At 73.6% G+C, this 21,879-nt stretch carries 16 protein-coding genes and 2 pseudogenes; 6 read left to right on the top strand and 12 right to left on the bottom strand.

Features of this window, described 5'->3' with window-relative positions; genetic code table 11:
• Positions 1-7: 7 nt before the first annotated feature.
• The 4 genes and pseudogenes from B124_RS23255 to B124_RS23270 all read right to left on the bottom strand — a co-directional run bounded on the left by B124_RS23255 (position 8) and on the right by B124_RS23270 (position 2,789).
• Entirely contained in the window at positions 8-142 is a 135-nt protein-coding gene (locus tag B124_RS23255; protein ID WP_496504870.1) for a hypothetical protein, read from the bottom strand.
• 168 nt (positions 143-310) lie between these two features.
• Entirely contained in the window at positions 311-523 is a 213-nt protein-coding gene (locus B124_RS23260; RefSeq protein WP_496504871.1) for a hypothetical protein, read from the bottom strand.
• 247 nt (positions 524-770) lie between these two features.
• A pseudogene (locus tag B124_RS23265) lies at positions 771-1,273 on the bottom strand (DUF5753 domain-containing protein).
• Between the two features lie 508 nt (positions 1,274-1,781).
• Complete coding sequence (locus B124_RS23270) at positions 1,782-2,789, bottom strand: hypothetical protein (RefSeq protein WP_496504872.1); 1,008 nt, start codon at positions 2,787-2,789, stop codon at positions 1,782-1,784.
• Between the two features lie 327 nt (positions 2,790-3,116).
• Here B124_RS23270 and B124_RS23275 point away from each other — a divergent pair, with 327 nt between their 5' ends.
• Together B124_RS23275 and B124_RS23280 are read left to right on the top strand one after the other, a co-directional pair.
• Positions 3,117-3,398 carry a type II toxin-antitoxin system Phd/YefM family antitoxin gene (locus tag B124_RS23275; protein WP_496504873.1) on the top strand — a complete coding sequence of 94 codons (282 nt, stop codon included), beginning with the start codon at positions 3,117-3,119 and terminating at the stop codon, positions 3,396-3,398.
• The gene (locus tag B124_RS23280) at positions 3,395-3,649 is read left to right on the top strand and encodes a Txe/YoeB family addiction module toxin (RefSeq protein WP_496504874.1); all 255 of its coding nucleotides are present in this window, start codon (positions 3,395-3,397) and stop codon (positions 3,647-3,649) included. Before B124_RS23275 ends, B124_RS23280 begins: the two co-directional genes overlap by 4 nt.
• On the opposite strand, the gene B124_RS23285 is transcribed toward B124_RS23280, so the two are convergent.
• On the bottom strand, positions 3,646-6,759 hold the full coding sequence (locus B124_RS23285; RefSeq protein ID WP_496504875.1) for an AfsR/SARP family transcriptional regulator: 3,114 nt from the start codon (positions 6,757-6,759) through the stop codon (positions 3,646-3,648). The genes B124_RS23280 and B124_RS23285 overlap by 4 nt on opposite strands.
• Positions 6,760-7,400: 641 nt before the next feature.
• Here B124_RS23285 and B124_RS23290 point away from each other — a divergent pair.
• Both B124_RS23290 and B124_RS23295 read left to right on the top strand, forming a co-directional pair.
• The gene (locus B124_RS23290; RefSeq protein ID WP_496504876.1) at positions 7,401-8,252 is read left to right on the top strand and encodes an SAM-dependent methyltransferase; all 852 of its coding nucleotides are present in this window, start codon (positions 7,401-7,403) and stop codon (positions 8,250-8,252) included.
• A gap of 246 nt (positions 8,253-8,498) precedes the next feature.
• Positions 8,499-9,680, top strand: a pseudogene (locus B124_RS23295) (glycosyl hydrolase); the annotation flags it as partial.
• Between the two features lie 165 nt (positions 9,681-9,845).
• On the opposite strand, the gene B124_RS23300 reads toward B124_RS23295, so the two are convergent.
• On the bottom strand, positions 9,846-10,409 hold the full coding sequence (locus B124_RS23300; RefSeq protein WP_496504877.1) for a hypothetical protein: 564 nt from the start codon (positions 10,407-10,409) through the stop codon (positions 9,846-9,848).
• A gap of 89 nt (positions 10,410-10,498) precedes the next feature.
• Here B124_RS23300 and B124_RS23305 point away from each other — a divergent pair, with 89 nt between their 5' ends.
• Positions 10,499-10,684, top strand: coding sequence for a hypothetical protein (locus B124_RS23305; RefSeq protein WP_496504878.1), 186 nt, complete (start codon positions 10,499-10,501; stop codon positions 10,682-10,684).
• A gap of 69 nt (positions 10,685-10,753) precedes the next feature.
• Here B124_RS23305 and B124_RS23310 read toward each other — a convergent pair whose 3' ends face one another.
• A complete protein-coding gene (locus B124_RS23310; protein WP_496504879.1) occupies positions 10,754-11,683 on the bottom strand; it encodes an ATP-binding protein in 930 nt (309 codons plus the stop codon).
• 143 nt (positions 11,684-11,826) lie between these two features.
• On the opposite strand from B124_RS23310, the gene B124_RS23315 reads away from it, so the two are divergent.
• Positions 11,827-12,603 (top strand): GntR family transcriptional regulator, encoded by a 777-nt coding sequence (locus B124_RS23315; protein ID WP_496504880.1) that lies wholly within the window; start codon positions 11,827-11,829, stop codon positions 12,601-12,603.
• A gap of 270 nt (positions 12,604-12,873) precedes the next feature.
• Here the strand turns inward: B124_RS23315 and B124_RS23320 are convergent, their stop codons facing one another.
• The 5 genes from B124_RS23320 to B124_RS23340 form a co-directional block, all read right to left on the bottom strand.
• The gene (locus B124_RS23320; RefSeq protein WP_496504881.1) at positions 12,874-14,082 is read right to left on the bottom strand and encodes an NAD(P)/FAD-dependent oxidoreductase; all 1,209 of its coding nucleotides are present in this window, start codon (positions 14,080-14,082) and stop codon (positions 12,874-12,876) included.
• A complete protein-coding gene (locus tag B124_RS23325) occupies positions 14,079-15,419 on the bottom strand; it encodes an FAD-dependent oxidoreductase (RefSeq protein WP_496504882.1) in 1,341 nt (446 codons plus the stop codon). The genes B124_RS23320 and B124_RS23325 overlap by 4 nt, the downstream gene beginning before the upstream one ends.
• Positions 15,420-15,652: 233 nt before the next feature.
• Entirely contained in the window at positions 15,653-17,902 is a 2,250-nt protein-coding gene (locus B124_RS23330; protein ID WP_496504883.1) for a molybdopterin oxidoreductase family protein, read from the bottom strand.
• A gap of 165 nt (positions 17,903-18,067) precedes the next feature.
• Positions 18,068-20,752, bottom strand: coding sequence for an AMP-binding protein (locus B124_RS23335; RefSeq protein WP_496504884.1), 2,685 nt, complete (start codon positions 20,750-20,752; stop codon positions 18,068-18,070).
• 40 nt (positions 20,753-20,792) lie between these two features.
• Entirely contained in the window at positions 20,793-21,605 is an 813-nt protein-coding gene (locus tag B124_RS23340; protein ID WP_496504885.1) for an SAM-dependent methyltransferase, read from the bottom strand.
• Positions 21,606-21,879 lie beyond the last annotated feature (274 nt).

The raw sequence follows: 21,879 nt of genomic DNA on the forward strand, positions 1-21,879 counted from the left end.
GGGTACTTCAGCGGTGGCCGGGGGACGGGTTGCCGCCGCGGCCGTCGCCGTCCTCGATGTCGGTGTTGTCGTCCTCGTCGCCCGGGTCGCCCGGGTCGTCCCACACGGCGGGGTTGATCGTGAGCGGGGTGTTGAGGGTCATCGGTGTGCCTCCTCTCCCGTGCCCCGGACCGCCCGGGGCGGCGGTGCGGCGCCCCGCCCGCCAAAGCCGGCGTGCCGGCGGACGGGGCGCGCCCGGCCGGTTCGCCGCTCGGCCGACCGGCCGGGGCCCGCTGGCCGGCGGTCGGACAGGCCGCCAGGGGGCGGGAGTTCAGTGGTGGGGGTGCCGGCGGATGCGGACGGAGCAGTCGGTGGCGGCCGAGTGGTCGCCGCGGTTGCGCGCGTCCCGGCGCTCCTGGTCGAGCCGGCTGCATCCCTCGCAGCCGAGTACGGGCCGCGCTTCCCGGTTCTCGTGGACGGGGAGGAACACGGGCGGTGAGGGGTAGGTGTGCGGGTCGGTCACGTCCCCCGTATCGGCGCTCACGGTCACCGCCTGCCACCGCAGCGGGGGCACTCGCGGGGCGGCATGACGCCGTTGAGGAGAGGGGGCTCGCAGTCGCGGGAGCAGAACCGCTTCTCGGGCTCGAAGGTGCGCCCGCTGTCGCGGGACACGCGCAGGGTCAGCAACGGACGTTCAGGCGCCGACGGCGCCTCTGCTCGGGCGGCCATGCCCAGGAAGGCAGGGACCGCGTCAGAGGGGCCTCAACGAACTTCTACGAACTTGCATGGGATCACCCCAGGGCGTCGATTGCAGAGGTGATCAGTGCCCGCGCCCGCGGGCCGTACACGGCGAGTTGCGCCAGGTTCGCGAACGACTGCGCGTACTCCTCGATCTCCCGCGGCGGGGTGACGGTCAGGTGTGCCGAGACCAGTTCGACGTTGACCTGCGCGTCGTCGTACATGGTGAACGACTCCACGGGCCAGCCGATGCCCCGCGCCGCCCCGAGCGGGATCACGCCCAGGCTCACCGCGGGCAGCGTGCCCACGGCGATGAGGTGCCCCAACTGGCCGGCCATCACCTCGGCATCGCCGATGACCGTGCGCAGCACCACTCCTCGACCAGCACCGCGAAGCGGTGGGCGCCGGTGTGCAGCACGCGCTGCCGCTCCATGCGCACGGCGACGGCGTCGGCGACGTCGTCGGGCACGTCGCGCAGTTCGGCGACCGTGCGCAGGATGGCGGTGGTGTGGGCGGGGCTTTGCAGCAGTCCGGGGACGACCCAGGACTGGTACATGCGAAAGCGGTGGGTGCGCTCGAACAGGGGCGCCACCGACTGCTGCGCCCGCTTCAGCCCGGCCCGGTGGGGGCGAGGGCCGCGGCGAGCGGGTCCGGCTGCTCGGGGGCGGCGCGGCCTGCGGGCCTGCACCGATTCGCCCTCGTATCCCGCCGCCCCCACCGCCTGCGGAGGGCGGCCTTGTGTCCCGTAGCGCCGGGGGTTCCGTATGCGTCTCGCCTTGACAAACTCGCGGTAACCCACCCGCAAAACCAGGGCAAATCGCCCGCCGGGGCTGACTTTCGCCTACCTACGCGCACTCGCCGGATTCCCGGGCGCGCCGGGACTGCGGAACTGCCCCCGGGCAGGCTGTTGTCCGGGCCCGGCGTCGCGGGCCGGGCTGCCGCCCGTTCGCCGCCCGTTCGCCCCGCGGCGTCGTACGAGGTGACGGCGGGGGACGGCGGCGGGGACCCGGTGCGGGCGGGGCGGTGGCGGGGGCCGCGCCGGGTTCCCGTGCCGTCCGGCGCGGTCAGCCGCGGGCCATGGCGATGACGCCGGAGAGGCGTTCGCCGGCCTCGTAGATCATGTACGGCACGCCGCGGTCGGTGCCGAAGGTCGGGGCCGCGGAACGGCCGTTGTCGGGGGCGGTGGTGCTGGAGTCGTAGAAGACGCCGAGGTGGTTGCGGCGGCCGAAGCCGGGGCCGACCTCGGTGATGAGGATGTTCCCGCCGCTGCCCTTGTCGGTGTGGTAGACGACGTACGTGGTGCCGTTCCGCTGCAGCAGGTGCGCGCCGGAGACGTCGGAGGCGCCGACGGCGGCGTGGTCGATGAGCGGCGCGGGGTCGAACGTCCAGGTGCGGCCGTCGGCCGACCAGCCCCAGCCGATGTCGCGGTGGTTGGACGTGTCGTTGCGCATGAACAGCATGACGAAGTGGGCGCCGCGGTCCGGGAGGTCGTACGGGAAGACGCGGGCGTAGGAGGCCTCGGTGGTGCCGGCGGGGAGCATCGCGGTGGTCAGCACGGTCTTGTCGTAGGTGAAGTTGATGCCGTCCTTGGAGCGGGCGAGGCGGGTGGTGGTGTTCTCGCCGTGGAAGTAGAGCCACATCTCGCGGCGCCCGGCATGCCACATGACGTGGGGGGAGGAGACATGGCTGACGCTGTAGTGGGGCTTCCAGACGTTGCTGACGATCGGGTTGCGCGGGTACTCGGTGAACGGCCCCTCCAGGGAGTCGCCGTAGGCGAGGCAGATGCCGCCGGGCCGGTCGTGCGGGGCGTAGTAGAGGTAGTAGCGGCCGAGATAGGTGGGGAGGCGGTCGTAGACGCCGCGGATGCAGGGGAAGATGATCTCGCCGGTGGGGTTGTACGAGAGCTGGCCCGGGGTGAGCAGGGTGCGCACGTAGCGGTAGTCGGGAAAGCCGCCGGGCGCGGCGGCGGCGGGGGCGGCGCCGGGCTCGCCGAGGGCGAGCAGGGTGCCGCCGGCGGTGACGGCGGACGCGGCGGAGGCGGTGCGCAGGAAGCGGCGGCGGTCGAGTGCCATGGGGGCTCCTTGTCGGCTGCGGATGTCGGCTGCGGAGGGGGCGGGCTGCGTCAGGCGTACTGCTAATACGCATTAGCACCGGAGCGTGCACCGGGAGGGCGGGAGCTGTGTGGATGAGCAGGACTGTGCCGCCGCCCGCGGAAGGCCGTCAAGGGAACCCGCAAGATAATCACGGGTAATAACCGCCGCCCGTACGGAGACCGCAGTTCGCCACCGTTCTCTGCGTGGGCGGCGCCCTCCGCCGACGGCTCGGAGATCGGCGCCGGCCTGCCCGGTCCAGTGGAGAGTGGTACGTATCTGGTACCGCATGCCGAAGGGAGTCAGTCCATGTCGATAACCGCGAGCGAAGCCCGCAAGGCTCTCTTTCCGCTGATCAAGAAGGTCAACGACGATCACGAGGCGATCGAGATCGTCTCCAGGCACGGCAACGCCGTCCTCGTCTCGGCCGAGGACTACGCCGCCCTGCGCGAGGGCTCGTACCTGCTGCGCTCGCCCGCGAACGCGCGACGGCTGCTCAAGGCGTACGAGAACGCCCTGGGTCACGTCAACGTGTCGGAACGCGAGCTGATCGACCCGAACGCGGCTGATCCCGGCGAGGGCGACGAGTGAGGCTTGTCTTCGAAGACCAGGGCTGGGAGGACTGCACGTCCTGGCTCAGGAACGATCGCAAGATGCTGGCCCGGATCAACAGGCTCATCGAGGACGTCGAGCGCGATCCCTTCACCGGGATCGGCAAGCCCGAGCCGCTCAAGTACCACCTGCCCGGGGCGTGGTCGCGACGGATCGATGACGAGCACCGCCTCGTCTACCTGGTCCTGGACGAGGAGATCGTGATCCTGGCCGCCAGGTATCACTACTAGGCGGCCGGGCCCGGGCGGTAGCCCGTCTGCTGCTCGATGCGGCGGGCCGCCGCCTCGTGGCTGGCGGCCTGTCCGGGGTCGTGTGCCGCCCGGGCCGTCGCCGCCAGGGCCGTCAGGGCGCGGTGTTCCGTCAGGGGCAGGGACAGTTCGCGGGCCGTCGTCAGGGCGAGTTCCGCGTGGTCCGCGGCCGTGGCCGGCTCGCCGGCGGCCAGGTGGAGGGGGGCCAGGGCGGCGTGGGCCTCGGCCTCCTGGTGGCGGAAGCCGTGGCGGCGGGTGATCGCGAGGGCCGCCGTGAGGTGGTCCGCAGCCGGGGTGAGTTCGCCGCGCAGTCGGTGCAGGGCCGCGAGGGTGACCAGGGCGTCCGCCTCCTCCGTGGGGTCGCCGACCTCGCGGGCGGTCCGCAGGGCCCGGTCGGCGTGCGGCTCGGCCAGGTCGGTGCGGCCCTCGCCGAGGTGGGCGCGGGCGACGGCCTCGTGGGCGTCGGCCTCGTTGTGCCGTTCGCGGTGCTCCCGGCACAGCCGCAGCGCCTCCGTACCGTCCGCCAGCGCCTCCTCGTAACGTCCCAGGTGCTGGCGGACGAGCGAGCGGTTGACCAGCGGGCTGATGGTGCGCGACGGCTGCCCGTGGCGCAGGCAGACCTCGATCGACCGGGTGGTGTACTCCAGCCCGCGCCCGAGCTGCCCGAGGTACACGTAGATCAGGCCCAGGGTGTTCAGCGCGCTGCCCAGTTGCACCGGCATGTCCAGTCTCCGCAGCACCTCCATGCCGAGCTGCTGCCAGTGCAGCGCCCGGCGCATCTCGCCGTGCGTGCCCGCGTGCACCGCCAGGTTGCTGAGGATCGCCGCCTCGCCCTGCCCCAGGCCGGTGTCGCGGTAGTCGTCCAGCGCGCGGTGCAGGGCTTCGGACGCGGCGCCGGCGTCGCCGGTGCCCTGCCGCAACAGCCCCAGGCTGTGGTACATCGCCCCCCGCGCCCGCACCTCGCCGTGCTCCTCCGCCGCCCGCAGCCCGGCCGTGACCGTCGCTTCCCACTCGGTCTTGTGGCGGCGGAAGAAGAAGAACATCCGCAGTTGGTCGGCCAGTTGCCAGGCGATCTCGTACGGGCCGGCCGTGGCGGCGCGGGTGACGACCGCCACGCAGTTGGCCCGCTCCGCGTCGAGCCAGGCGAGCGCCTGCTGCCCGTCGCGGAACCGGCCGGAGGTGCCGCGCGGGCGGGGGAGCTGGGCGAGGCCGGAGAAGTCGAACGCCGTGGCGGCGTCCGCGGAGGCCAGGTACCAGTCGCACAGCCGCCGCCACGCCGCCTCGCCGTCCGGTTCTGCCGCCGCCCGCTCCGCGGCGTACAGGCGCAGCAGGTCGTGGAAGAGGAACCGGTCCGCGCCCGAGGGCTGCACCAGCCCCGCGGTGGCCAGCCGGTCCAGCGGCTCCTCGGCCCCGGCGGGCGCGCAGCCGAGCAGCGCGGCGGCCGACGCCGCCGTGAAGTCCGGCCCGGGGTGCAGCCCGAGCAGGCCGAACAGCCGGGCCGCGGCCGGCTCCAGGGCGGCGTAGGAGTGGTCGAAGGCGGTACGGACCGCGGCCTCGCGGTCGCCGGCGATGGACAGCTTCGCCAGCCGCCCCTCGGCCGCCAGCTCCTCCGCGTACGCGCCGAGCGAACGCCCCGGCCGCGCCGCCAGGTTGGCCGCGCCGATCCGCAGCGCCAGCGGCAGCCGGGCGCACAGCTCCGCCAGCCGCTCCGCCGCCGCGGGCTCCGCGGCGACCCGCTGTTCGCCGAGGATGCCGGCGAGCAGGTCGGTGGCCTCGCCGGGGCGCAGGACGTCCAGCGGTACGGGGTGCGCCGCGTGGCTGGCCGTCAGGCCCCGCAGGTCGGAGCGGCTGGTGACCAGCACCGCCACGCCCGCGGTGCCCGGCAGCAGGGGGCGTACCTGCTCGGCGTCCGCGGCGTCGTCGAGCACCAGCAGGACGCGGCGGTCGGCGACCCGGCCGCGGAACGCCCCGGCCCGGTCCTCCAGCGACTCGGGGATGGCGGCGGCGTCCTCGCCGGAGACGCGCAGCAGGCCGGCGAGGACGTCGGCCGGCTCCCGCGGGCGTTCGCGGGTGCCCTGCAGCCGTACGTACCACTGGCCGTCGGGGAACGCCCGCCGCAGCCGGTGGCCGAGGTGGACGGCCAGCGCCGTCTTGCCGACGCCGGGCGAGCCGGAGACGACGACGGGGGCGGCGTCGGCGGACTCCAGCAGCCCGGTGAGGCGGGCGACGAGGTCGGTGCGGCCGGCGAAGCCCCGTACGGCCGGAGGCAGTTGGCACTGCGCCCGCCACGCGGGCGGGGCGGTCCTGGCCGCCGACGGCGCCCGTACGGCCGCCGCCCGGGCGGACTCCGGCGGGCTCAGCTCCTTCTCGCCGCCCAGCACCGCCTGGTGCACCCGCTGGAGGTGCCGCCCGGGGTCGATGCCCAGCTCCTCGGCGAGCCGGCGGCGGATGCGGCGGTAGTGGTCGAGCGCGTCGGCCTGCCGGCCGCAGCGGTACAGGGCGGTCATGTACTGGGCGGCCAGCCGCTCGTCCAGCGGGTGCCCGGCGCTGCGGCCGGCGAGTACGGTCACCAGCGCCGCGTGGTCGCCGAGGCGCAGCCGCACGTCGGCGCAGTCCAGCTCCGCGGCGAGCAGCTCCTTGCCGAGGGCGTCGCGCGCGGCGTTGAACCAGGGGGTGTCGACGCCCGGGAACGGCACGCCGCGCCACAGCCCCAGCGCCTCGCGGAGGAGGCGCGCGGCCTCGGCGTCGTCTGCCGCGGCCCGGCCCCGGGTGTGGAGCAGGCGGAAGCGGTGTACGTCCACCGCCTCCGCACCCGCGACGGCCAGTTCGTAGCCGTCGGAGCTGCGGCCGAGGGCTGCCGGCGAGCCGGCCAGGGCCCGGCGCAGCCGGGACAGGTAGCTGTAGAGCGTCTCCCTGGCCCGCTGCGGCGGGCCGTACCCCCACACCCGCTCGATGAGCTGCTCCGTGGGCACCGCGCGCCCCGCGTCGAGCAGCAGCGCGGCGAGCACGCTGCGCTGCCGCGCCGGGCCGAGGTCCACCGTGCTGCCGTCGTCCGCCACGGCCTCGATCCCGCCCAGCAGGTGGAACTCCATCCCCGTCACCGTCCCCCGTCGGCTGTGCCGCCCCCCGGCGGCACCAGCGGATTCTAGGTGCCTGCAAGGTCCGTGCCAGGTCCATGCCGCATCGTGGACGCGGTCACCGGCCGCGGGGCCGTCACACGGGGGACGGCCCCGCGCTCGGTGGAGCCCGCGCGGAGCCGGGTGCTGCCGATCGGGGACGCTCCTGCTCCGCACCTGCTTCCGCGGCTGCGGCTCCGGCTCCGGCTGCGGCTGCGGCTCCGGCCCGGTCAGGACGCGCGTCGCCGACGCGCCGGATCCGCTCGGGGAGACCGCGTTCAGCCTGTACGGGCCGAAGACGGCGCCCGGGCCGGTACGTACCCGCGGCGCGGCACCGGACCGCCCGCCGGCTCCCCCGTAAACCCCCGGTCAGCGCCACGCTCCCGCGGCCTGCCGCGGAGCACCGGCCGCGCGGCGCGCCGGCTCGGCGGGGGGCCGTGGTCCGCGTGGGCGGGCACTGGGTAGTGTCAACTCCCCCCGTACGAAGGCATGTTCGGCCGCAGCAAGGAAAGATGAGACTCGGTGAGGCGAGTCTCGACAAGACGGGACTCGCCAAGACGGGGGCCGGCAAGGGGAAGCAAGACGCAGCAAGACCAGCGAGACGAGGAGAGTGAACAGTGACGTCCGACGAAGCACCCGCGGTACCCGGCATCCCGACCGACCGCCCCACCTCCGCCCGTGCCTACGACTGGATGCTCGGCGGCAAGGACAGCTACGAGGTCGACCGCGAGATGCTCCGCACCGGGCTGAAGCGGTTCCCCGAGGGCGTCGACATGACCCGGCAGAACCGGCTGTTCCTCTACCGCGCGGTGCGCTACCTCGCGCGGGAGGCCGGTATCCGGCAGTTCATCGACATGGGCTGCGGCCTGCCCACGAACAACAACGTCCACCAGGTCGCGCAGGAGTACGGCACGTCCTGCCGGGTCGTCTACGTCGACATCGACCCCATCGTCCTGGCCCACGGCCACGCGCTGCTCGCCGACGACGACTCCACCGCGGTGATCACCGCCGACATGCGTGACCAGGAGGTCGTCCTCGGCCATCCGGACCTCCAGCGGCTCATCGACTTCGACGAGCCGGTCGCGGTGCTCTTCCTCTCCGTGGTGCACCACCTTCTCGACGCCGACGACCCCCGCCGCATCCTGCGCACCGTCATCGACGACGCCGTGCCGGGCAGTTACCTCGCGCTCTCCCAGGTCGTCTCCGACGACGAGGAGGCCGCCCGGGGAACGACCGAGTACATGAACACCAACCGCGTCCCCTGGCAGACCCGCACCCCCCGGCAGGTCGACGCCTTCACCGACGGCCTGGAGCCGGTCGACCCGGGCCTGGTGAACGTCCTGAAGTGGCGCCCGGACCCGTCCCAGCCGCCGCTGCCGCCGGTCGCGGCGGAGCTGGAGCAGTTCGTCGGCGCCACGAAGAAGAGCGACAGGCTGTACGAGTACGGCGGTGTGCTCCGCAAGTCCTGACGCCTCCGGCCCCCGAGGTGCGTTCAGAAACTGAACGCGTATGGGCAGACACCGGGTTGAGTCCTGACGAGAGGTGTTGACAGCGGTTCCGGGTGGTTCTAGTTTCTGCGACGCCCTTCTGAGAGCGCTCTCACCCTCCTCTGCCCCCACTCATTGCGAGGTACGCAGCTCGTGGGACCACATCCGAAGCGCAGACGCACCCTCCTGGCCCTCACCGCCGCCGCCACCGCCTTCGCCGGCGCCGCCCTGCCCGCAGGGCCGGCCAGCGCCGCCGAGATACCGGTCGGCAGCGGGAGTTACTCCGACACCCGGCCGCCCGGCACCTCAGGACCCGTCGACAACGCCGGGCAGCCGGTGTCGCCGAAGGTGACGGAACGGGTCGCGGACCAGCCCGTACCGACCAACGACTGGTGGTCGTCGCTCGCGTTCCAGCGGGCCGCCGACAACCCGTACTCGCTGCCCATGTTCGCCCATCCCCTCAGCTACCGCGCCGTGGCCGGCGGGCTGGAGGTCGGGTATCCCACCGAGCACGTCATCGTCGGGGGCGGCGCGCAGTACGAGTTCCCGCACAAGGCCGACCTGACCCTCGGCGTCGCCGGCCTCAACTCGCCCGACGCCAGGGCGGACGGCTGGTCCGACTGGACCGTCAGCCCCTACTGGTCCGACGGCGGCAGGACCCTGCGCGCCACCATCGGCCACGGCAGCCCCTTCGTCTACGCCGGGGCCACCGGCGGCGCCGCGCAGATCACCGCCTCCGAGTCGGTCAACCTCAGCACCGGCCTGATCATGTTCGGCGCCGCCACGGGCGACACCGAACTGCGCGATCTCGGCGTGTACCTGCTCACGACGGAGTCGGAGGCCGTACGCAGCTACTGGTTCGACGCCGACGAGACCACCTTCCCGGCGGACTTCCAGCACAACACCCTCGGCATGGTGTGGAGCGCCGGCGGCGCCCACGCCACGTGGTGGACCGGCAACCCGGAGGAGATCCACGGCATCAACGTCCTCCCGGTCACCGGCGGCTCGCTGCACCTGGCCCGCGACAAGGCCGCGATCGACCGCAACCTCGCCGAGATGGAACGCGAGAACGGCGGCCCGGCGGTCGAGTGGCGCGAACTGCTCTGGGAGTTCCAGGCCCTCAGCGACCCGGCCGCGGCACGCCAGGCGTACGCGGCGGGCGGCGGCGGCACGTACGCGCCGGAGGCCGGCGAGTCGTGGGCGCACGTCTACCACTGGATCCACACCCTCGCGGCGACGGGCGCCCCGGACCCCACGGTGACGGCGGACAGCCCGACGGCGGCGGTCTTCAGCGACGGCACCACGAAGACGTACGCGGCCCACAACTACGGCGCCGCAGCCCAGACGGTGACCTTCTCCGACGGCAAGACCCTCACGGTCCCCGCCCACTCCTCCGCCACCGAAACAGGCTGACCCCACCGCAGCCCCCACCCGTGCCCCGCGCCGCCCCCGAACCCCGACCCCGCCGGGCGGCGCGGCCCTTCACGCCGGGCGCGGTCCTGCCGCGGCCGGCGTGAAGGGCCGCGACTGCACTTCGCGGTGACAAACTCGGGGTAACCTGTCCATAGAATCGGGTCAAATCGCCCACCGAGGCCGATTTTTGCCCCGCAATATGCGTTGCCTGCGCCCAGGCCGCGGCCGACGGGTACCGGCACACGGCAGAGGGGACCCCGGCCTGTGCGCACCCGCGCAAGATCGGGCTGGAGCCGGACCGCATTGCGCCGGCCAGCATGCCGGAGTCCCCCACGGCGCCGGAGCCTGCGCCGCGGCACCGAAGGCGATGGAGACTTTCCTTCCGCGGTCGGTGACGCCGATACCGGCGTACATCTGGTCGAGCACCTTTCGCCGGCGCTCGGTTTCGGCGGAGCCGGTCCAGTACCGGTCGGTCATCGGGCCGAACGCCTGCCGGTAGCACTGTGAGGTGTAGTCGCCGTGGTCCCAGGTGCCGCCGGCCTGCCCCTGTCCTTCCTCCATGTCCGTCATGTGGACCAACGCGATTCCGGTGTGCTCCTGCATGCGGGACTGGAGGGCGAATTGTGCGCACAAGGCGTGCGACATCGTGTCGACCGGCACGCTCACGGGCAGTTCGGCGGTCCGCTCGTCACAGGTCTCCTCGTACACAGCGCTCTTGATGGCCATGGCGCGGATCGTCTCGACGAACAGGCCCGGGGCGTCGGTGACGGCGTCGTAGAAGCGGGTCGCCGGGACGGGGCCACCGGCGGCGCGCCGTGCCCCTGCCGTCCAGCCGCGGGGGCGAGAAGGCGGCAGGGGGCCGCTCCGGGCTGCCCTCCGCCCTCGCCGGGATGCCGGCCGGCTGGGCGGGGGTTGAGGCGGCCCGGAGCGGGGTCAGGGGAGTGGTGGCGCGGGCGGCGCTGGCGTGGTATCTGTCGGCCGGTGGCGCGTTCGTACGGTGATCGCGCCGAGGGGCGCGCGCCCGCGGCCAACGACGGCGCGTACGGGGCGGGGAGCCGCGGGGCGGGCGGTTAACACGCCGCCGCCACGGTCTGGATCTTGAACTCCGCCCACACCATTTTGCCGGGGCCGGAACGGTCGGACACTCCCCAGTCATCCGCGAACGCGGAAACGAGCATCAGGCCACGGCCGCGGTCGTCGGTGTCTGAGGGCGCGCACGGACGTGGTGTGTCCCTACCGGCGTCGTGCACCTCGATGCGAAGGATGCTGTCTATCCCAACGACCCGGACGAGGAAGCGGCGGCCGGTGGGCGTGTGCTGGATGGCGTTGGTCGCCAACTCCGAGACACAGAGCTGGATGTCGTCGGCCAGTTCGGGAGCGCATCCAAGGGTGCAGCCGGCTACGAAGGTTCGTGCACGGCCGACGGCCTCAGCGCTGCGGGAGAACGTACGCGATCTCACACGGACTCGCCTTCCCTCGGTAGCGGGGGCAGGCCCGGGCTTGCCGTGGAACCGGGCGACGCGGGCGGCGCGGTGGGGGATGGTGGCGCCGCGGGTGCGTCGAGGCAGCGGCTCAACGTCGCCGTCGGCCGGTGCGGGGTGGGCTGGTGGCGCGTCCGGCGCTCCACCAGGCTCTTCGCTAGTGGACATGTTCACTCCTTCGCGAGCTGTGCCCACAGGCCGGCGCCCGTCGGTGGTGGTCCCCGACAGGCCGTCGGACAGGGCGTAGATGATGCGGGGGCCGGGCCCGTAGACGTACTTGAGCGGTATCTCGCATAGGCCCATGACGGTGATCCGTACGCGGGCGCCGGCGGTCGAGAGGGTGACCTCGATGGAGCCGGGTGAGCATGCGAGGGCGACGAGGAACATCTCGTGTGCGACCTGGGGTGCGTTGGCGTGGGAGACGCGTTCGCTGGTCCAGCAGCGCACCGCGCGTGCTTCTTCGGGCAGTCCTTTGAACGCGCGCTGCCATGACTGTCCCGACTGGCCCGCATCGGCCATGAGGGATCCCCTCAGGCACTATCTGTGTACGGATAACTTCTTTCTGTGTACAGATTGGCGTGCGGGGTTGGCGCCGGTCAAGTCAGTGAAGGCAGTATGTGTGCACAGAAATCGAAACGATCACTTCCCAAGGAGGTGGCACGGTGGCGGGTCGGCACGATCAGGCCGAGTACGTGCGCATCGCACGCGAGCTACGCGCACGGATCATGACCGGCGAGTACCCGCCCGGCTCGCAACTTCCGACGCTCCCTGAACTGGCGTCCACATATGGCGTGTCGGAAACCACTATCCGGCAGGCGCTCGCGACGCTGCGCAGTGAAGGGCTGATTGAGACGCGAGCGCGCGCCGGCACACTCGTGCGGGCGCGCCCGCCAGTGCACCGGCTACAGGCCGACCGGTACCGCAACAGGGGCACCCACCTGCCGGCGACTCCCTACACACGCGACCAGGGCATCGGATGGTCCGAGTATCGGCTCGACAAGCGGTTCGAGCAGGTCGAGGCCGACGACGAACTCGCCGAACTGTTCGAGGGCGAGGCCGGCGAGCAACTACTCGCACGGCACTTCGTGTTCCACGACAACGACGTACCTACGCAGATGAGCACCAGCTACGTGCGGTGGTCCGACGTCGCCGATACGCCCGTGGCCGATCCGATCAACGAGCCATGGCCGGGCGGCACACGAGCGCAGTTGGCCGGCTTGGGCATTCGCGTAATGAAGGTGACAGAAGCTCTGACGGGCGGGATGCCGACCCCGGACGAGGCCGAGACACTGCGTCTGGGCGCCGGTGTGCCGGTCCTGCGGATCATTCGCCGGCATATCACGACCGGTGGGCGTGTGGTGGAGGTCGCCCGTCCTATCGTGCGGCGAGCTGACACAACTGTCGTCGAGTACGAGGTCGACCTCGACGACGATGCCTGAAACGCCGATGTCGAACTCGTCTCACCCGGCAACCGCACTATCGACTGCAAGTTCAAGCCGATGCTCTACGCGGAGGCCGCGATCCCGTACTTCTGGCGACTTGAGTTCGACCCCGCGCCCATGCCCGTGGTCTACGAGCTTGAAGACGGCCGGTACGTCGAGCGAACGACCGCGCTCGCGGGCGAGACCACCCGGCTGGATGCCCCGCTGCCCCTTGCCGTCGACCCGGACGGTCCCGCCCGGCAGTGGGCGTTCGATCACGGCCGGCGTTTACGCGAGGAGTTGTTCTGCGGGGGCCGGGAGTGGGTGGCCCACCAGGGCGTGGAGGCGGGAGTACGCGCGGGGGTGGCCCAGGAGGATGGCTGCCTGGAGGGTGTTCGCCGCCGGGTCCAGGATCAGTTTGGCGTAGCGGGGGGCCGGGTCGGGGCGGGTGTAGGTGAGTTCTACGGCGCCTTCGGCGGTGGCGTGGGGGTCGCCCATGCTGGCTACGTCGACGCCCGGGAGCTTCAGCACCGTCGAGGGCTCCGCGGGGGACAGCGGGGGCGGCGGTACGGGGTGGTCCAGGAGGTGGCCCGCCACCTGGGCTGCCATGTGGTAGCCGGGGGCCACCGTGCCCGTGCGGCGGCCGTGGATCGCCGCGCAGTCGCCGATCGCCCAGATGTCCGGGTCCGGTGTGCGGCAGTCGTCGTCCACCAGGTAGCCGCCCCGCTCGCCCCGGGGCAGGCCGGCTCCCGCCGCCAGGTCGTCGCGGGGGCGGGTGCCCGCGGTGAAGACCACGAGACCCGTGGTGATCCGGGTCTCGTCCGCCAGGGTTATCCCGGTCACCTCGCCGTCCGGGCCGGGGTCCACGGAGCGGAGTGCCTGTCCCTGGTGGAGGCGGATGCCCCGGCGGCTCAGGCCGGTTGCCAGGAGGCCGGCCGCCGCGGGGTCCAACTGGGCCGGCATCAGGTGCGGGGCCGCCTCCACCACGTGGGGGCGTACGCCCAGGTGGTGGTGGAGCGCCTCCGCGGTCTCCAGGCCCAGCAGGCCGCCGCCGACGATGACCGCCCTCTCGCCCGCCCTGGCCGACGCCGCCGCGCGGATCGCGTTGACGTCGTCCAGCGTGCGGTACACGTAGCACCCCGGCAGCTCTGCCCCGGGCAGCGGCGGTCTCGCCGGTGTCGCGCCCGTCGCCAGTACCAGGGCGTCGTACGGGACCCGTTCGCCCCCGGCCGTCACCGCCTCGTGCGCCGGTCTGTCGATCCGCACCGCCCGTGCGCCCGTACGCACCTCCACCAGCGGGTCGTCCGCCGCCGCCAGCGCCAGCCCGCCCTCCGGTACGCCGCGCAGCCGGTCCGCCAGCGCGATGCGGTTGTACGCCCCGTACGGCTCCTCGCCCAGGACCGTGATCCGCCAGCGGCCCGCCACGTCCTGGGAGCGCACCTCCTCCACCAGGCGGTGTGCCGTCATGCCGCAGCCGATCACCAGCAGGCGTTTCACGGCGCGCTCCCCGCGAACTCCGTGCACAACTCCCGGACCTCCTCGGTACACGAACCGCACCCCGTCGTCGCCCGCGTCGCCCCCGCGAGCGCGCCCGGGTCCTGCGCGCCCTGCTTCCAGGCCGCCGCCAGCGCCCCCTTGGTCACGTTGTTGCACCGGCACACCACCGCCTCCGGCCCCAGCGCCGGCAGCGGGCCCGTACGCGGGGCGGGGCGGCCCAGCAGCAGGGCGAGGCGGCTCTCGGGGAGCGGCGTGCCCGTGCCGTAGAGCTGGGTCAGCGTGGCCAGGGCCGCGGGGAGGCCGGCCAGGACCGCCGCCCGCAGCCGGCCCGTCGCGTCGACCGACAGCCGGGCGTACCGGCCGCGGGCCGGGTCCCGGTACATCACGGTCTCGTCCCCCGCGGCGCCCCGGCCGCCGCCCAGCACTCCCAGCGTCAGCCCGGGCACCCGCAGCCGGAACACCGGCCGGTGCCGGCCGCCGGGCCCGTACGGCGCACCCCTGCCCGTCAGCGACCTCGCCACCGCCTCCGCCTGCTCCCAGCCCGCGAAGAGCGAACCCGCGGGCTCCGTGCAGTCGCCCACCGCGCGGACGGCCGGGTCGTTCGTGCGGCCCTCGCCGTCGGTGAGCACCCCGGTCCGTACCGCCAGACCCGCCGCCTCGGCCAGTCGGGTGCGGGGGCGGACGCCCGTGCAGCACAGGAGGGTGTCCCAGGACAGCAGCCACTCGTCGTCGAGCGCGAGCTTGCCGGGCCGCACCTCGGCGGCCACCCGCCCGAGTTCCAACCCCACGCCCAGCTCCGCCAGATGCCGCGTCAGCAGCCCGCCGGCCTCGGCGTCGAGGCGGTCGTCCAGCGGGTACGGGCCGGGGTGCACCAGCGTGACCCGCCGGCCGCCGCGGCGCAGCGCCGCCGCGGCCTCCACGCCCAGCGGGCCGCCGCCGAGGACGACGATCTCGTCGCCGCGCACGCGGGCGCAGTCCGTACGGGAACGCAGCCCGGTGACGCCGTCGATCAGCCAGCCGGAGGCGTGGCGCAGGCCGGGCACGGGCGGCAGGTGCGGGCGGGCGCCGGTGGCCAGCACGAGGGTGTCGTACGGGAGCCGGTCGCCTTCGGTCGTACGCACCTGCCGCCGGCGGCGGTCGATGCCGGCCGCGGAGACGCCGCGGCGGACAGTGACGCCGGGCAGGTCGGGGAGGCTCAGGTCGGCGGGGGCGAGGCTGCCGTCGAGGAGGGCGGGGAGGAGGACGCGGTGGTAGGCGGGGCCGGGTTCGGCGTCGAGGAGGGTGACGGGGCCGTCGTGCCCGTGGTGGCGCAGGCGCTCCGCGACGCGGTGGCCCACGGGACCGCCGCCGACGATGACGACGCGGGCGGCCGGGGAGGCGGGGCGTCCGGCGGGGGCGGGGCGCCCCGCGGGGCGGAGATGCCCGTCGGGGGCGGGGTGTCCGCCGGAAGCGGGACTCCCGCCGCGAGCGGGACTCTTGCCGGCGCCGGGATTCCCGCCGCGAGCGGGGCTCCCGGCGGGGCCGGGGCGTCCGCCGGGTGCGGGCCGGGTGCGTTCCGTCCCCGTACGCCTCATTCCGCCGCGCCCCGTGCCGCCGGCTCCCGCACCCGCTCCGGCTGCTCCACCGGCCCCACGCTCACCGCACTCACCTTGAACTCCGGCATCCTGCTGCGCGGATCCAGCGCCGTGCCCGTCAGCAGGTTCGCCCGCCCGTGCCCCGGAAAGTGGAACGGCAGGAACACCGTGTCCGTCCGCAGCGTCGCCACCAGCCGCACCCGCGCCAGCACCGCACCGCGCGCCGAGCGCACCTGCGCCAGCTCGCCCTCGGCCAGCCCCGCCCGCGCGGCCGTGTCCGGGTGCATCTCCACGATCACCTCCGGCGCGGCCCGTACCAGCTCCGGCACCCGGCGCGTCTGCGCGCCCGACTGGTAGTGCGCGAGCTGCCGGCCCGTCGTGGCCCACAGCGGGAAGAGGTCGTCGCGCGCGTCTGCCGGTGGGCGGTGGTCGACGTCCTGGAAGCGGGCCCGGCCGTCCGGGTGGGCGAAGCGGTCGAGGAACAGCCGCGGCGTGCCGGGGTGGGGGGCGGCGCCCTCGGGGGCGGCGGGGCAGGGCCAGTGGAGCGCCTCGCCGGCGTCCAGGCGCTCGTAGCTGACGCCGCTGTAGTCCGCCGGGCCGCCGCGGGAGGCGCGGCGCAGTTCGTCGAAGACGCGGCGCGGGTCCGCCGGGAAGCGGTCCGGCGGCTCGCCGAGGCGGACGGCGAGGTCGCGGAGTACGGCAAGGTCGCTGCGGACGCCCGTCGGCGGGGTCAGGGCGCGGCGGCGGCGCAGGACGCGGCCCTCCAGGTTGGTGAGCGTGCCCTCCTCCTCGGCCCACTGGGTGACCGGCAGGACGACGTCCGCCAGCGCCGCGGTCTCCGACGGTACGAAGTCCGCGACGACCAGCAGGTCCAGCTCCGCCAGCCGGTGCTGGACCCGCTCGGCGTCCGGCGCCGAGACCACCGGGTTGGAGCCGAACACCAGCAGCGCCCGCGGCCCGCCGTCGGTGCCGAGCGCACCCAGCAGCTCCGCGGCGCTCAGCCCGGGCCCCGGCAGGCTGTCAGGATCGACGCCCCACACCCCGGCGACGTGCGCGCGGGCGGCGGGGTCGGTGAGGTGCCGGTAGCCGGGCAACTGGTCGGCCTTCTGGCCGTGTTCGCGACCGCCCTGCCCGTTGCCCTGCCCGGTCAGACACCCGTATCCGGAACCGGACCGCCCCGGCAGCCCCAGCGCCAGCGCGACGTTGACGAACGCCGCCACGGTGTCCGTGCCCTTGCTGTGCTGCTCGGCGCCGCGCCCCGTGAGGACGTACGCGCGCCGCGCCTCGCTCAGCAGCCGTACCGCCTCGCGCTGCGCGTCGGCCGGGACCCCGGTCACCAGCTCCACGCGCTCCGGCCACCAGCCCGCGGCGTGCCGCCACGCGGCGTCGAAGCCGGCGGTACGGGTCCGTACGTACTCCTCGTCGTGCCGGCCCTCGACGACGGCGACGTGCAGGAGGCCGAGCGCGAGCGCGAGGTCGGTGCCGGGGGCGGGGGCGAGGTGGAGCGCGGCGCGCTCCGCGGTGGGGGTGCGGCGCGGGTCGACGACGACGAGGGCGCCGGCCTTGTTGAGGTGGCGCATCAACGGGGGCATGGTCTCGGCGGGGTTGGCGCCGGCGAGCAGGACGGTGTCGGCCTCGGCGAGGTCGGTGACGGGGAACGGCAGCCCGCGGTCCAGGCCGAAGGCGGCGGTGCCGGCCGCCGCGGCGGAGGACATGCAGAACCGGCCGTTGTAGTCGATCATCCGGGTGCCGAGGGCCACGCGGGCGAACTTGCCGAGCAGGTACGCCTTCTCGTTCGTCAGCCCGCCGCCGCCGAAGACGGCGACGGCGTCGGGGCCGTGCGCGGCCCGTATCTCCGCCAGCCGGGCGGCGACGGTGTCCAGGGCGGCGTCCCACGCGGCGGGTGCGAGGCGGCCGGCGCCGTCGCGTACGAGGGGGGTGTGCAGCCGGTCGGGGGCGCGCAGGACGGCGGGGGCGGTCCAGCCTTTCTGGCACAGCCCGCCCTGGTTGACGGGGAAGCCGGGGTCGGGCTCGACGTGGAGGGGCGGCTCGGGGGAGGTGCCGGGTGCGTCGGGGGAGGCGTCGGCGGCTGCGCCGGGCCGCAGGTGCGTGCCACACTGCAGCGCGCAGTACGGGCAGTGCGTGGCCACCGGGGGCCCGGGAGGCGGGGTCGGGGCGGGGGCAGGGCCGGGGTGCTGGTTCGCGTTCGGGGTCGGGTTCGGTGCGCGCGAGGTGCCATTGCCCATCCGGATACCCCACTTCAGGCGTCACCGCTTCGGACCCGTACCGGAATCATCACCCGCCGGAGGCGAAAGCGGGATTGGCAGATTGCTGTCAGTGGCCGCTTCCGGGCGGTGAGATAGGGCATTCCGGGCGGGGTCCACCGGGACGGGCCCGCTGCGGGCCGGAGGTCATGCCCGAGAGGCGGCGCCCAGCCGCCGGTCGATCTCCCGGCGCAGCCGGGCCTGCAGCGTGACCGCGTGCGGTCGGGTGGTGAGCATGTGGTGTTCGCCGGGGACCTGGAGGTAGCGGACGGGCTGGTCGGAGAACCTGTCCCAGTCCCGCAGGAGTTCGAGCCAGAGCGCCTTGGACTCGTCGGCGGGCATGTCGTCGAACATCGGCAGCGGCGGAGGCTCGGCGCCGTGGAAGACGGTGATCTCCGGCACGGTCCCGCTGGGGTCGTACTCGGCCCGGACCGCCTTCAGGCTCTCGGCGAGCATCATCCAGTCCGTGAACTTCTCCAGGTCCATGTCCAGTTCCACCAGCCGCCGCCGCGACGCCGAGCCGATCACCTCGGCGAGTTGCTCCGTGGCCGGCAGGCCGCGCACCTTGGCGGGCAGCGTCCGTGACTGCTCCGGCGTGATCAGGCCGAGGAAGAGGGCCAGCACCGAGATCGTCACGGAGAAGTCGAGGCCGGGCAGGAGCGGGCGCAGCAGCGGCGGAAAGTCGATGGCGCCGAAGAACGCCACCTGTTCGCCGCGGGACTGCAGCTCCTGGGCGATGGCGAAGGCGACGATGCTGCCGGAGGAGTAGCCGGCGAGCGCGTACGGGCCGTGCGGCTGCCGGGCCTGGATCGCCGCGGTGTACGCGGCGAGCATCTCGGCGTGCGTGGTGAACGGCGTCTCGCCCTCGTTGAAGCCCCGGGCGCGCAGTGCGTGGAAGGGCCGGTCGCCGGCGAAGTACCGGCTCAGGTCCAGGAGCGCGAGCACTTCACCCGCGCCGGGGTGCACGCAGAAGAGCGGTGCCTTGTCGCCGTCGGCACGCATCGTCACGACGGGGTCGTAGCCCCGCGCTCCGCCGGTGAGGCGCGCGGCGAGCGCGCGTACGGTGGGCGCGGTCAGCAGCGTGCTGGTCTCGACGTCCGGTACGTCGAGACGACTGCTGACGGCGCCGCGCAGCCGGAGCAGGTCCAGCGAGGTGCCGCCGAGGTCGAAGAAGTCGGCGGTGGCGCTGATGTCGTCCGGCCTCATGTCGAACAGGTCGGCGTAGACCTCGACGAGGGCTTCCTCGGTCGGCGTGCGCGGCGGCGAGTACTCGCCCTGGTGGCGTCGTACGAGGTCCGCGGTGCGCGCGATGGCGTCGGCGAACTCGCCGGCCTCCGCCCTGGCGCGCAGCTTCGACCGGGAGATCTTCCCGAGGCTGTTCTTGGTGAACTCCTCGCGGGGCAGGGGGATGACGAGCGCGGGCCGGAACGCCCAGTGCATGACGACGGTGCTGCGGACGGCGGTCAGCACGCCGAACAGCGTCCGGTCGTCCTCGGTGGTCGGGTGGAACGCGATGACGAGTTGCTCCGTGTCGCTGCCCGGCGGCCTGGTCGGGAACGCGGCGACGTGCGACGGGGCGACGCCGTCGAGTTGGTGCAGCGCCGTTTCGATGTCGTGGCTGTAGTAGTTGACGCCGTTGACGATGATGCTGTCCTTGTTCCGGCCGATCAGCGTGAGCCGCCCGTCGTCGATCCGGCCGGTGTCGCCGGTGCGCAGCCAGCCGTCTTCCGTGTACGCCGCGCGCGTGGCCTCCTCGTTCCGGTAGTAGCCGGGCGTGATCACGGGCCCGCGGAGCTGCAGCTCACCCGCGTCGGAGATCCGCATGTCCAGGTTCTCCACGGGACGGCCCACCGCGGCGAACTCCCGCCCCTGGTCCGCGTCGGGGAAGTCGCGCGAGTACACGCTTCCCGCGCAGGTCTCGGTCATGCCGAACGCGGGCCACAGCACGCCACCGGGCAGCCCGAACTTCTCCAGGAACGCGGTTCCGGTCGCGCAGGGCACGGCTTCGCCGCCGCTGACGATGTGCCGCAGGCAGGAGAGGTCCACGTCCGCGGGGAGCCGGTGCCGGTCCGAATTGAGCAGACCGAGCAGGAAGTTCGGGGTGAACGTGACGGTCACCCGGTGCCGGGCGATCAGACGCAGGAAGTCGAGCGGTTCGTCGAGGATCGCCGACGCCGGCACGTGCACCTGCGAGGCCCCGGCGAAGACGGGCAGCAGATGGCACTCCAGGAGCGCGGCGACGTGGTCGAAGCCGATCCAGTTGAGCGTGACGTCCGCGGGCGTCAGCCGGTGGAACCCGTTCTTGGCGGCCATCGACGCCGTGAGGTTGCCGTGGGTGAGCATCACCGCCTTGGGCCGGCCGGTCGATCCGGAGGTCGGCATCAGGACCGCGACGTCGTCAGGACCGGCGTCGTACGTGCCGGTCGCCGGCTCGTGGCCCGCCAGCTCCTCGAATGCGGCGATGCGCACGTCCGGCAGGGGAAACCGCTCACCGGCCACGAGCAGGGGCCGGTCCAGGAGTTCGTGCAGGTGCTTGTGGTGGTCCCGGTCGGCGTCCGTGGTGCCCGGCGGGAGCGGGCAGGGGACGAAGCCGCCGAGTACGCATGCCCAGAAGGCCGGAAGGAACGATCCCGCGTCGTCTAGGAGCAGCAGGACGTTGTCGTTCGGGCGCAGCCCGTGCCGGCGGAGGCCGGTCAGCACGCGGAGTGCCTCGTCCAGCAGTTCCGCGTAGCCGCTCTGCCGCACGCCTGTTCCGGAGCAGTAGTGGATCGTGGCGGTCGGGTGGGCCCGCGCCGCGTTCGTCAGCAGCCGGCCGATGTTCGGCATCTCCATGATTCCCCGCCTCGTCCTTGCCTGTTCGCCCGCGTCGGCCTCACGCCAGTTGCGCGGTGAAGAAGGTGACCGGGTGATTCCGCTGCGGACGGCCGTAGCGTTCACCCAGTTCGTCCACGGTGGATTCCGTCACCGTCCAGCCGAGCGACGCCAGGTGCGCCCGGGCGTCGCGGCGCGGCTCGGTGTTCGTGACCCGGTTGATGTCGATCCCGAAGTCGGTGATCGTCGAACGTACGGACTCGTCGGCGCCGCGGATGTCCGCCGCCATCGCCCACACCGCGACCGTGCTGCCGACCGCCGACAGTTCGTGCATCCGGTCGAGCAGCCGCCCCTCGGCGGTCGGCGGCAGAAACGGAAACAGCCCCTCGGCCAGCCACGCCGTGGGCCGCTCCGGATCGAACCCGGCCCGGATGAGCGCGCCGCCCCAGTCCGTCCGCAGGTCGATCGGCACCGGGCGCCGGTCGCACCTCGCGCGCGCGTCGGCGTGGTCGAGCACGTTCTGCTTGAAGTCGAGCACCGAGCCGTGATCAAGCTCGAACACGGTGCACCCCGCGGGCCACACGAGCCGGAACGCCCGGGTGTCAAGACCCGCCGCCAGGATCACCGCCTGGTTCAGCGCGGACTCGGCGAAGTAGTCGTCAAGGAACCGGGTGCGCAGCGCGGTGATGCGGGCGAGTGCCCGCAGGTTCTCGGCGTTGTCGCGTTGCCCGATCTGTGCGTGGCTGACCGGGAAGACCTCGGACAGACCCGCGGCACGGACGAACTCCGCGGCGAAGTCGTCCTCGAACAGCGGTTGGTCGCCGCCGGTCTCCACCGCCCGCGAGGCGGCCACGATCACAGCCGTCACGTCCATTTGCGCGCCTCCCCACAACCCGGACAAGTCGGTTGGATTGTGCGGTCCCACGATGGCAGGCCCGCCCGGTCCGCGGCCCAGGGGCCGGCCCGCAGTCATCCGGACGGCGGAGCGTGCGCCCCGGCGCATCCCACGACCTGTACCGCAGACCTGTACCGCGACCAGTCCGCAGCCGCAGGCTGCCGGTCGACGGCAGGTCCAGCCCGCTGTCGCCCGGCTCCTGGGCGAGCGCCCGTTCCGCGAGCGTGCGGACCTTCGCCGGCAGGGGATGCGA

The sequence above is a fragment of the Streptomyces sp. CNP082 genome, assembly GCF_059570535.1.